Raw genomic sequence first — 10,976 nt, forward strand, 5'->3', positions numbered from 1 at the left:
GTTGGCGGTCGCCCACGCCGCTCGGGCGGGATTGTCGAACTTTTCGCTCCTTTCGGCCCATGTACTCGTTCCTCCCGCAATGGAGGCGCTGCTCGCCGATCCGGATTGCCGGATCGACGGCTTCCTGGCGGCTGGTCATGTCTGCACCGTGATGGGCTATGAGGAGTACGAGCCGCTGGCCGCTCGCCATCGGACCCCGATCGTGGTCACGGGCTTCGAGCCTCTGGATCTCCTCCAGGGGATCCTCCAGCTGGTGACGCTCTTGGAGGAAGGAAGGGCGATCGTCGAGAATGCCTACGGACGAGTGGTCGGCCGCGAAGGCAATCTGCTGGCCCGGGCGTTGCTCTCCGAGATGTTCGAGAAGGTCGACCGGGAGTGGAGGGGGATCGGAACGATCCCCGGCAGCGGGCTCGATCTCCGTCCGGAGTGGAAGGCCTTCGACGCCCGGCGGAAGTTTGCTCTCGACTCGGAGCGGAGTTTCGAAGGGAGCGGCTGCCAGGCCGGGAAGATCCTCAAGGGGGTTCTCAAGCCACCCCAGTGTCCGCTCTTCGGCAGGGAGTGCACCCCGACGACACCCAAGGGAGCTCCCATGGTTTCGTCGGAGGGAGCCTGCGCCGCCTATTTTCATTTTGTGGGCGTCGGCTCCGGTGAAGGCGGGGCCGAACTCTCCGTCTCCCCTCCATGAATCCATCCTCCGACGCGATCGGCTGTCCGCTCCCGAAGCTCGACTTCTCCGAGATCCAGTTGGGCCACGGGAGCGGGGGCGTCTTGATGCAAAGGCTTCTCGAACCGGTTTTCGGGCTCTTCTCCAATCCCGTGCTCGACGAACGCCATGACGGAGCGGTGGTGAGCGTCGGGAGCCGCATCGCGATCACGACCGACAGCTTCGTGGTCTCGCCGATCTTCTTCCCCGGCGGCGACATCGGGAGGCTCGCGGTCCATGGGACAGTAAACGATTTGGCGATGTGTGGAGCCCGCCCGCGCTATCTAGCGCTCGGGCTCATCCTGGAAGAGGGACTGCCGGTCGGCGATCTCTGGAGGGTGCTCTGCTCCATCCGTCAGGCGGCCGACGAATGCTCGGTGGCGATCGTGACCGGCGATACCAAGGTCGTCGAGCGAGGGAAGGGCGACCGGATCTTTCTCCATTCGACCGGGGTGGGAGAGCTCCATCCGGAGGCGGCCGTCTCAGCCCGGCGGATCGAAGCGGGCGACCGGATCCTCCTCAACGGGCCGGTGGGTGCCCACGGGATTGCGATCCTCTCCGTGCGGGAGGGAGTTTCCTTCGAATCGGCGATCAAAAGCGACAGCGCCCCCTTGCATCGATCGGTCCTGCGCCTGCTCGAGCGGTTCGGCGGCAGGGTTCACTTTCTTCGGGATGCGACGCGGGGAGGAGTGGCCACGGTGCTTGCGGAGGCCGCCCAGCAGGGGGGAAAGGGGATCGAGGTCGAAGAGGCGCAGATCCCCGTGGAGGAGGAGGTCGGCTCGGCTTGCGAGATCCTGGGCCTCGATCCGCTCTACGTGGCAAACGAGGGCCGCTTCCTTGCGGTCGTTGCCTCGGAGATCGCCGAGGAGGCCCTCGCCGAGCTCCGGCGGAGCGGCTGGCCCAAGGCCGCCGTCATCGGTACGGTGGGAGAGGAACATCCGGGGAAGGCGCTTCTGTGGAGCAGGATCGGCGGCAGGCGGCCGCTTCCTCTCCTCCCGGGAGAGCAGCTCCCCCGGATCTGCTAGGAAGCCGACTCCCGCTCTCCCTCCGACTCCCTCGGCTGCGATCCCGGGAGCAGTCGCTTCGGAGCACTTCCGGGGAGCGGCGGGGAAAAGAGGGCGATGGTCCGGCCGAGGACGAGGACGACGACCGCGAGGCTCCAAATCAGAATGTTGATTCCGGAGATCTTTTCGTCGAAGAGCGAAAGCATGAGCTCCCGGAGGACAAAGGCCGCCGCGGCTTCCAAGAGCACATGGAGACGGATCCGGTCGAACTGGAAGTATTCGACGAAGGCGCGGAGGAGCTCGAGGAGGACGACGAGCGAAAGCGTCCGTCCGACCAGGTCCCGGAAGCTCCAACCTGGGGCCGCCCCGACCAGGGTAGGGGCGAGCTCCCAGAGGCTCCGGGCGATTTCGATCCCCAAGCCGCAGAGCAGCAGGAGGATGATCAGGTTGAAGGCGGCGGCGACCGCGATGCGGAAGAAGCGGAGCAGGGCCTTTTGCGCCATCCCCTGTCCGAATTCCCAACGAGGAAGAGGCGTTTCGGGAAGTTTCATGGTCCGTTCCCGTCGTCCGGCGGACGAACGGGGCTGCCAAGACCAAAACGGACAAAGCCCCGGAGGTCAAGCAGTCTTGGAGCCGAAGGATCGACTCCGATCGGCGGTCCTAGTCGTCAACCAGCCGAGGGAGGACCACTCTCGCAGCCACTCGTGGTAGCGCTCCGGCGGAAGATCGGGAAACTTTTCTGCGGTCCGCTCACAAGCCTCGAGAAGGGAAAGGCCCTTGCGGAAGGAGCGGAGGAGGAAGAAGGATTCGCGCGAAAGGAGCTTGTGGTAGACGGTCTCTCCCTGTCGATGGAGGGCGATCTGGCGAGGTTCGGGCGAGAGGGGAATCGGGGAGCCCGCAGGCGCGGAAGAGGAACCTTCCGGATCCCATCGCTCGACCGGGTAGCGCAGGTCGAGGAGCACGAGGTGGGGTTGGAGGAAGAGCCGGATCTCCCGGGTGGTCATCTCTTCCTTTCGAGGGAGTGGAAGCTCCCGGGCGTAGAAGGTGACGATCTTCGCCCATTCAAAGCGGACGAGGTCGAGGACGAGCCGATGGGGAAAGGGAGCGGCCCAATCGGGCTCTTCCCGTAGGAAGCGGGGGAGGTGGGAGCCCACCTCTCGAAGGAGTGGTGAGTCGGGAGGGTAGCGGAGGAGATAGGCTTCGATGAGCCCGCGGAAGCGCTCCGGTCCCAGGAGATTCCAAAGGCCGGGAAAGTCTTCGAAAAAGGCTTGCTGGAGACGGATCCAGTATTGGCGGTGGTAGATCTCGAGCCGATCGAGGGGGCTTTGCTTTGCGCCGGGCCGGATGAGCCGTGCTGCCAGGGCGGCTGTCTCTAGGTCCGGAGCGCTCTTCCCTCCTGCTCGTCCATCTGGACCGAGCGGTCGGGTGATCGCGGAGAAGAAGAGGCGCTGGAGCTCCCGCAGACCCTCGACGGTATCCGCGTTGGGATGGACCGTCTTAAGGTTGGGCCGGGGCGAGAGATGCGAGGAAGCGGTTGGCCTTTCGGGCTTCACGATGGACTTCTTCGAACGGAGGGATTCGGTCGTCCCACTCGAGAAGGGTGGGGGTGGGCCCGAGCTTGCGGATGGCGTAGCCATAGAGCTTCCAGACCGGATCGGCGACCGGCTGATCGTGGGTGTCGAGGATGTGGGTGGCCAATCGACTGTGGCCGCCGATGTGAATTTGAGCTACCCGCTCGTGCGGGATGTTGTCGAGATAGACATGCGGGTCGAAGCCGTGGTTCTGGCTGACGATATAGACATTGTTCACGTCGAGTAGGATCCCGCAATCCGCCAGCTCCGCGACTTCCGAAAGGAACTCCCATTCGGTCATGGTGGAGAAGGTTAGCTCCGCATAGCTGCTGATGTTTTCGACCGAGACCGGGACTTCGAGGAAATCCGCGGCTTGCCGGATCTTCGCGGCCGTGTGGCGGGCGGCGGCCATGGTGAAGGGCATCGGAAGGAGGTCGTGGCTGTACCGGCCGTCGGCGCTCCCCCAGCAGAGATGGTCGGAGAGCCAGGGCGTTCCAGTGCGCCGAACCAGCGCCTTGATCCGCCGGAGGTGATCGCGGTCGAGCGGCTCGGCGGAGCCGAAATAGAGGCCGACGCCATGGAGGACGACGCGGTATTGCTCCAGGACCCGGTCGAGAACCCTCCGCTGCCGCCCCCCCTCAGCGAGGAAATTTTCTGAAAGGAGCTCGAACCAGTCGACCATGGCTTTTTCCCGAAGGATCTGGTCGTAGTGAGGCACGCGCAGCCCGATGCCGATGCCATATCCGGAGAAGGCATTGAATCGGTTGATGGGCATAGAGGCGAGAGAAGAGCGTTCAGAACGAAAAGAAGGCAGGCGGTTCAACGCCGCCTGCCTTCAGATAGAGAAACATTCGAAGCGAAGAGAGGGAGCCCTAGTCCTGCGTACTCTCCTCTCCCTCTTTGCTCTTTTTCTTTTTCTTCTTCTCTTTCTTTCCGCTGCACTGGTTGCAGCTTCCTTTTTCCGCCGTCATCTTGGCATGCGGGCTTCCCGATTCGGCGGTAAGGTTGGCTCCGCTGGCCCGCAGGGCCGATCCCGCGAACAGGCCGGCAAAAGCGGCAGCCGTGAGAAGAGCAATGCTACGATGCTTCATATTGTTTTCCTCCCTAGATGTGTGTGCGGCGCAACGGCTCCCGTCGCCCTCAACTAGGCCGGGGCTATTGAACCAACTACCTTCCTCTACGGATTCAGCACATTGCTGGCAAGTGAATTTGTTGGAAACAAGTGAAGGGAGCGCTTGGTTTTTGGGAGCTCGAGAGCTCGTCAAATGGGGGTGCAGGGCAACGGCGGAGAGGAAGGATTGGAGTTTCTTCGATGTAGCGGGATGGGGATCCGATCGGCGACGAACGAGGGAGTCTTCGAGCGCATCCGAGGGGAAAGGTTTGTGCGAAATCCCAATCAAAACCACAATCCAGATAGCAGCTCCCGCCACTCGTCCCATGGCGAAAGTCAGGGCTTGCCACTTTTCGGGGAGGAGTCTGCCTTCGACTCGCTGGAGCCGCTCGGAAAGGCCCGAGCTTGGCCGCGATCCACCGAGCCGCGGCTCCGGCGCCGTCTTGGGAGCGGTCGTCGATCCGCGGGAGATCGAAGCCGCCTGGAGTGAGTCCTGCTGGAGGAGGGCGGGAAGGATCGGAAGAGGGCGGCTCCTCGTTGCGGATCCCGGGAGCCGACGCCCATGAGCTTCGCGTAGGCGGCTGCTGCTTCGATCTCATCGGGCAATTCAGGGGAGGGAAGGGGCGTTGTGTCTTTTCCGATCGCATGCGGGCCATTTTGAGAAGACCGGTTCTCTTGTTGGAAGATCGGTTCGGATCCCAGCCTGGAATCGCCTCCGTGGAAAGCCCTGGAAGAGCGGATCCGAGGGTTGGAGTCCGGAGGATTGCTCGGCTTCCTCGGGTGGGCTATCTAGTGCATGGGGAGCCGGGAGGGTCCGGTCGAGGAAGCGACCTAGGGGAGAGAGTCGAGGAGAACCCTGGGGAAGGAGACGGGTGGCCGATGGCTCAATCCTCGCCTCTCGCCGCCCGCTCAGCGGGATCGCTGGAGTCCGATCCCCCAGGCTTTCTCACAGGAAAGCGGAAAGGCGCAAACCGATGGAGTCTTCCTTGCCGATGGTTCTTGAGCGGATCTACCTCCGGCCCTTGGAGGAAAAGGATCTAGAAAGAGTGCGGATGCTATCTGGGGATCCCGATTGTTCCTGGGCGACGCGACCGATCACCTATCCGGAGAGCGTCCAGTCGGCCTCATCCTGGCTCGACGAACACATCACCATGACGAAAAAGGGGAAGAGCGTAAGCCTCGCGGTGGTTCTCCGCGACCAAGACCTGTTCATCGGTTCGGTCCTCCTCTTCTTGGAGCCGCTCCACCAACGGGCCGAAATCGGCTGCTGGATCGGCCGACCATACTGGTCGAGAGGCTATGGAACCGAAGCTTGTGCAGGGGCGATCCATCATGGCTTCGAGGTTTTGCGGCTCCACAAGGTTTCTGCCTATTGCGTCTCCACCAACACCGGTTCCTTGAAAATGTTGGCGAAGCTCGGGATGAAATGGGAAGGTTGCCTTAGGGAGCATTTGAAAATTCGCGGCTGCTTTGAGGATCTCCTGGTCTATGGCCTCTTAGCGGAAGAAAGGACAACCGCCGGCTTTTAGCCGAGCTTTCCCATGCACCGCCGGAACGGGGCAGCGTCTCCAGGGAAAAAGCTGCTTTTGTTTCCGACCGAAAACGCTAACGATCGGCTCCGTCCGGTGCGGGCCAGGATCGTCCCGCGAGGCGACGGAGTACCTCAATCGCAATGTCGGGACGGAAATCGGTGACGCGGGGCGAATAGGCCGAGGGCTTTGGCATGTTGAACCAGTAGCCGTCTACGATGCCGCGCGTCGCTTCGATGGCACGAAGGATATCGTCGACGGTCACCCATTGGCCACCCGGCTGAGTGCTGAGCCCAGCGAGCAGCAGGACTTTGGGATTCGCACGCTTCGCCTGCGCCGCGGCTTCCCGGACAAAACGGGCATACCGAGCGGCATCCGACTCGAAACGTTGTGCCTGAATATCGAAGACATCGGCGTAACGTGCCGCATCGGCGGCCAGCCCGAGGCGCAAATAGGTCTCGTCTTGCCGTTTTCGGCCGGAATCGGGCGCCAACACCGGAACGAGATCGACAGCGGGGGCCGTGAGGAAGAGCAGGCCACGTGCGCGGACGGCCGCGGCAGCCCGCTTCATGGAAATGGCGGGAGCTCGTTGCTCCTCCACGGGAGTAAATCGCCACTTTTCCACGTCGTACAAAATGCCCCGCACGCTCGGATCGAGCGCGCCCGGCGCCAGCGCCATTTGGATTTCGCCGAGGCTCTTGCAGGAGAGGATAGGAATCGCGTTCCAGTCCGCAGGCACTTCCCGAAGGGGCTGTCTCCTCATAAGGAACGGTTGCGAGCCCGCGAGGAGGCGCGCTCCGCTGGCATCTGCCGCCAGCGCCGCAATGGCCGGCCCGGCGAACAGCCAGCGAAGCGGCCTGGCCGGCTTGGCCGTTGCCGGACTACCGGCCGAAGTCGCGGCGAGATCAAGAACGCCCCATACAAGGGTAGAGAGGGTCAAGGCCACCCTTTGCCACGGGATGGTTCGGCGCGAGTGAACGAAAGGGGATCCCCTTGCTCCTGTGCGCAGGGTCCAAGAAAGAGGCGCATATCGGTTTTGTAGGCGAGCTCGCTCTTCGCGGCGCAGGGCGCTCCCATCGGCACTTCGTCCAGGCTTCCTCGATCCAGGCATGGGGCTTTCCCCTTTGGATCCACAAGGGAGTCGGTGGTTTCCTGGGGAGCGGATGGCCTCCGAAAGGCGTGGTGGAGGAAAGAAGGCTTAGCTTAGGACATCGGGGGTTGCCCGCCAGCCGGAATCTTTTCCGCGGAGGTGGCGCCAGGCCGATTCGGCGGTGATGAGTCCGTAGAGGAGCCCGGAGAAGGGGAGGGTGGCGCTCCAGGGCCATGGGAGGCCGAAGTAGCGGATCGTCGGCAGAAAAAGAAGGGAGGGGAGAATCAGGCCGGCCAGCCCGAGCCCGATCCGGAGGAGTCCCTCGGGATGGGATCCTTGCCAGAGGGAAGAGAGCCCCTCCAGGCAGAGCAGGAGAGGGAAGGAGAAGAAGAGGAAGAGAAGGCAGAGGGTGAGCAAGAGGCGAAGCCAGGAGTAGCGGAGTTCGGCAAAGGCCGAGCGGGATACCATCTTCCACAAGGAGCCCCAGGTGGGATACTTCCGCAGGCTCTCGACACCGGTATCGAAGCCCGGTCGCTCCCCGGAAGCGGAGACGGGCTGGGCCAGAGAAAAGTGGATCGGGAAGCCCGCTCCTTTGACGGCCCGAGCCAGCGCGAGGTCATCGATGATTTCTCCGCGGAGGCCCGGAAAGCCTCCCAAGCGCTGCAAGGCCCGCCGGGAGAGGAGGATGCAGCCCCCCGCCGCCCCGGCTCTCCGGCTGCGGGGCTGATTGATCCGCCGCATCGGGTAGAGGAGGGAGAAGAAAAAGAGGAACGGGGGGATGAGAAGGCGCTCGGGGAGGAAGCGGCAGTGGAGTTTCGCCATCCGGCTGTTGAGGCCGCCACCGAAGCGGAGGCTCTCCTCGACAAGGGTGCGGAGAGAGTCGCGGCCGTGGAGAATGTCCGCATCGGTGAGGAGGAAAAATTCGCAAGGAGACTCCTCCGGCGACCGGTCTTCGGTTTGGCGCCAGCCCTGCTCGAGCGCCCAGAGCTTACCGGTCCAGCCTTCGGGCAGGGAACTGCCTTCCACGACCTGGAGCCGCTCGGAAAGGCCGAGCTTGGCCGCGATCGATCGGGCGGTGGTTCCGGTTCCGTCTTGGGAGCGGTCATCGATGAGCAGAAGATCGAAGTCGCCTGGATAGTCCTGCTGGAGGAGGGCGGGAAGGGTCTGGGGGAGGACGGCCTCCTCGTTGCGGGCGGGAACCAGGATGCGGACCCGGGGAAGTCGGCGCCCGGTATCCGGAACGCGGGGGGAAAAGAAGGGTTTCCAGGGACAAGAGGGATCGAGGAAGACGGCGGTCCATGCGAGCGGGGGGATCGCTCCAAGCCAGAGGTCGAGGTTCGAAAAGCTCATCGGTTCCTTGCCAAAGCTGGGACTCACTTCGCGCGCGGGAAGCTTCGAATCCCTTCGAAGGCAGAGGCTTTGCCATCGCCATTGGAAAAGAGCAAGCCCTTCGTCATGCGCAAAGCCGAAGATGAGGTCTCGGGCTTTCGGCTCCGCTCGAAAGGGCCTTTTGGGCAATGAGGAAAAGGGAAGCGGATAGGACCCGCGGCGGCCTCCGACGATCCCCCCATCGGTACGAGAGAGAGCCCGGGAAAGAGAAGGCGATCCGGCGGACGTGGCCCGGTTCCCGTTCGAGCGGAGGCGATCTTACCCGATCGGCCGCCGATTGGGAAAGGATCCGGATCTCCTCTCCGGGAGTCGGCCGATTCCGCAGGCGGCGTGGCGATGGCAGCCGACCAGATGGTCGTTGACCATCCCGATCCCCTGGGCAAAGGCATAGAGGATCACGGGACCGCAAAAAGAGAAGCCCCGTTTCCGGAACTCCTTGGACATCCGCCCGCTCAGCTCGCTCTGCGCCGGGACCTCCTCCGGGGTCTGGTAACGGTGGATCTGGGGCGTTTCCCCCACATGTTTCCAGACGAAGCGGGTGAAGCCCCCCGGCTCTCTTTCCATGATCTCAATCCAGAGGCGGGCGCTCCGGATGGCCGATTCGATCTTGGCTCGGCTGCGGACGATCGCCGGGTTGCCTAGCAGCCGCTCGATCTCGCGCCTCCCGTAGCGGGCGACCCGTTCCGGATGAAAGCCTGCAAATGCCTCCCGCAACGCCGTCCGCTTGCGCAGGATGAGGAGCCAGGAGAGGCCCGCCTGAAAGGCGTCGAGGACGAGCTTTTCGTAGAGCGAGCGCGGATCGAATTCCGGCACTCCCCACTCGCGGTCGTGATAGTCGGCGAGGAGGGGATCCCCCTCCGCCCAGGGACAGCGCACGAGCTTTGGCGACACGATTCTCTTTCCGTACCGCGACTTGTTTTCCTCCGCCAGCCCGCGTTTGGGGAGGATAGAGTAGAGAGGCACAAAGCCTTCCTTTTGCCACTTCACCGGCGAACGGAGTCCGGTCGGCCTCTCTTCTTTGTTCTTTGGCCGACCCTTTGTTAGGATGTGATGTCGGCTGGCAGTTCCGCCTTGCTTGGCGGCTTTCCTCCCCTATTCTTGGCCGGGTCTGGCGCTTTTCCATGCGGTCTCTATCCCATTGGAATGCCGAAGAGGGAATGGGTCGCTTTTGGGCCTCCGCCGCTCTGGGGCGGACCGCCGCTGCTGGGATCTTTCGTCTCGGGAGGAGCTTTGGATCTCTTTTGGTGGCGTTCCTGGCTTTTCCATGGATGGCGGGAGCCCGTGAGGAGCTCCCGACGGGGCAGCGGATCGAACCGCAGGCGGCCCGTGGGGCTGTCTGGGAAGAGCTCCGGCTTGAAGAGCGGGATCTCCCGGAGAGGCGTGTCGGTCAGGCCGTTTCGCTCGCTCCCTCGCCCGACGGCCGCACGCTGCTCGTCTTGACCTCGGGATATAACCGTTTCTTCGATGAGCGGGGAAAACCGATTCCCGCAGCCTCCCAAGAGCATCTCTTTCTCTTCGACATCGCCCGAGGCGCGCCGCGGAAGCTCCAGGAGATCGCCCTGCCCAACTCCTTCTGCGGTATCGCCTGGCGTCCCGACGGGAAGGGCTTCTATGTCTCCGGAGGCGTCGATGACTGCATCCGCGCCTACTCCCGAAAGGGGTCGGAGTGGCGGGAGTCCCTCCCTCCCCTACGGCTCGGGCATCTTGCTGGCAACGGGCTGAGAACCCAGCCGATTGCGGCGGGCTTCGCGATCGATCCCGGAGGAAAGAGGCTGTTGGTCGCCAATTGGGCCAACGACTCGGTGAGCTTGGTCGATCTTCTTCGCTGGCGGAAGATCGCGGAGCTCGACCTTCGGCCTGGGAAGATCGCCGCGAATGCGGCCGGAGTCCCCGGAGGGGAGTATCCATTCTGGGTCGCCTGGTCGGGAAGCGGGAAGGCCTATGTTTCCAGTGTGCGCGACCGCCAGCTGGTGGCCCTCGCGATCGAAGCGGACGCCCTGAGGGTTTGTGGGCGGATTGCGCTCCGCGGCCAACCGAACCGACTCTTGGCCGTTCCGGAGCGAAGACGCGCCTATGTCGCCTGCGACAACAGCGACACGCTGGTCGTGCTCGACACCGAGCGGGACCAGATCCTCGAGGAGATCGATCTCGTGGCGCCCCGCGACCTCCGTCCGGCTGGCTCGGAATCCCTAAAAGGAGTCAACCCGAACAGCCTAGCGCTCACGCGCGACGGTCGGCTGCTCTTGGTTAGTTGCGGGGGGACCAACGCGGTCGCCGTCGTCCGGCTTGGCGGCCATGCCCAGGGAATGGGAGGGGAGGGGGATCCCGATTCCGAGCTGATCGGACTGATCCCGACCGGCTGGTACCCGAGCTCGGTGGCGGTGGGTGGGGACGGCCGCTGGCTCTATGTCTGCAATGCCAAGAGTCCGGCCGGACCCAACACGGGCGGCTGGCGCCCTCCGCGCTCCTTGGGAGCGAAGCCCCTGGGGGCGAACGAGCGGAGAGAGAACCAGTACATCTGGCAGCGGACCCGGGCGGGGCTCCTCTCCCTCCCGTTGCCGGATCCGGCGGAGCTCCGC

Annotated in this window: 11 protein-coding genes; 4 read left to right on the plus strand and 7 right to left on the minus strand. The window is 63.8% G+C overall.

The features are described from left to right. Both hypD and hypE read left to right on the plus strand, forming a co-directional pair. The coding region (gene hypD, locus FN369_RS04830) for a hydrogenase formation protein HypD (protein ID WP_142525068.1) at window positions 1-685 on the plus strand (685 nt) is incomplete at its 5' end. Then, window positions 682-1,728, plus strand: coding sequence for a hydrogenase expression/formation protein HypE (gene hypE / locus FN369_RS04835; protein WP_142525069.1), 1,047 nt, complete (start codon window positions 682-684; stop codon window positions 1,726-1,728). The genes hypD and hypE, both read left to right, overlap by 4 nt. Here hypE and FN369_RS04840 read toward each other — a convergent pair. From FN369_RS04840 to FN369_RS04855, 4 genes are all read right to left on the minus strand, one after another. Continuing rightward, entirely contained in the window at window positions 1,725-2,258 is a 534-nt protein-coding gene (locus FN369_RS04840) for a phosphate-starvation-inducible PsiE family protein (protein WP_142525070.1), read from the minus strand. The genes hypE and FN369_RS04840 overlap by 4 nt on opposite strands. A gap of 66 nt (window positions 2,259-2,324) precedes the next feature. After that, window positions 2,325-3,260 carry an HvfC/BufC N-terminal domain-containing protein gene (locus FN369_RS04845; protein WP_178087680.1) on the minus strand — a complete coding sequence of 312 codons (936 nt, stop codon included), beginning with the start codon at window positions 3,258-3,260 and terminating at the stop codon, window positions 2,325-2,327. Further along, window positions 3,205-4,053 carry an MNIO family bufferin maturase gene (gene bufB, locus FN369_RS04850; RefSeq protein WP_142525072.1) on the minus strand — a complete coding sequence of 283 codons (849 nt, stop codon included), beginning with the start codon at window positions 4,051-4,053 and terminating at the stop codon, window positions 3,205-3,207. Before bufB ends, FN369_RS04845 begins: the two co-directional genes overlap by 56 nt. A 97-nt stretch (window positions 4,054-4,150) precedes the next feature. Further along, window positions 4,151-4,369: a hypothetical protein gene (locus tag FN369_RS04855; RefSeq protein ID WP_142525073.1), complete on the minus strand. Its 219-nt coding sequence runs from the start codon at window positions 4,367-4,369 to the stop codon at window positions 4,151-4,153. Between the two features lie 994 nt (window positions 4,370-5,363). Here FN369_RS04855 and FN369_RS04860 point away from each other — a divergent pair. Then, the gene (locus FN369_RS04860; protein ID WP_142525074.1) at window positions 5,364-5,918 is read left to right on the plus strand and encodes a GNAT family N-acetyltransferase; all 555 of its coding nucleotides are present in this window, start codon (window positions 5,364-5,366) and stop codon (window positions 5,916-5,918) included. 76 nt (window positions 5,919-5,994) lie between these two features. On the opposite strand, the gene FN369_RS04865 is transcribed toward FN369_RS04860, so the two are convergent. The 3 genes from FN369_RS04865 to FN369_RS04875 all read right to left on the minus strand — a co-directional run bounded on the left by FN369_RS04865 (window position 5,995) and on the right by FN369_RS04875 (window position 9,288). After that, window positions 5,995-6,681, minus strand: coding sequence for a hypothetical protein (locus FN369_RS04865; protein ID WP_150003893.1), 687 nt, complete (start codon window positions 6,679-6,681; stop codon window positions 5,995-5,997). Between the two features lie 435 nt (window positions 6,682-7,116). Next, window positions 7,117-8,358, minus strand: a complete 1,242-nt coding sequence (locus FN369_RS04870; protein ID WP_142525076.1) for a glycosyltransferase — start codon at window positions 8,356-8,358, stop codon at window positions 7,117-7,119. A 297-nt stretch (window positions 8,359-8,655) separates the two neighbouring features. Continuing rightward, complete coding sequence (locus tag FN369_RS04875; protein WP_178087681.1) at window positions 8,656-9,288, minus strand: DNA-3-methyladenine glycosylase I; 633 nt, start codon at window positions 9,286-9,288, stop codon at window positions 8,656-8,658. A gap of 230 nt (window positions 9,289-9,518) precedes the next feature. Between FN369_RS04875 and FN369_RS04880 the strand changes: the two genes are divergently transcribed. Beyond that, window positions 9,519-10,976 (plus strand): YncE family protein (locus FN369_RS04880; protein WP_374728758.1); only part of this gene is annotated, 1,458 nt, incomplete at its 3' end.

It is taken from the genome of Methylacidimicrobium cyclopophantes (assembly GCF_902143385.2).
Classification (GTDB): domain Bacteria; phylum Verrucomicrobiota; class Verrucomicrobiia; order Methylacidiphilales; family Methylacidiphilaceae; genus Methylacidimicrobium; species Methylacidimicrobium cyclopophantes.

Bases quoted from the DNA above. Each gene is read 5' to 3' on its own strand.
- FN369_RS04840 (WP_142525070.1), bottom strand. From the start codon at position 2,258: ATGAAACTTCCCGAAACGCCTCTTCCTCGTTGGGAATTCGGACAGGGG.
- FN369_RS04855 (WP_142525073.1), bottom strand. From the start codon at position 4,369: ATGAAGCATCGTAGCATTGCTCTTCTCACGGCTGCCGCTTTTGCCGGC.
- FN369_RS04865 (WP_150003893.1), bottom strand. From the start codon at position 6,681: ATGAGGAGACAGCCCCTTCGGGAAGTGCCTGCGGACTGGAACGCGATT.
- hypE (WP_142525069.1), top strand. From the start codon at position 682: ATGAATCCATCCTCCGACGCGATCGGCTGTCCGCTCCCGAAGCTCGAC.
- bufB (WP_142525072.1), bottom strand. From the start codon at position 4,053: ATGCCCATCAACCGATTCAATGCCTTCTCCGGATATGGCATCGGCATC.
- FN369_RS04860 (WP_142525074.1), top strand. From the start codon at position 5,364: ATGGAGTCTTCCTTGCCGATGGTTCTTGAGCGGATCTACCTCCGGCCC.
- FN369_RS04870 (WP_142525076.1), bottom strand. From the start codon at position 8,358: ATGAGCTTTTCGAACCTCGACCTCTGGCTTGGAGCGATCCCCCCGCTC.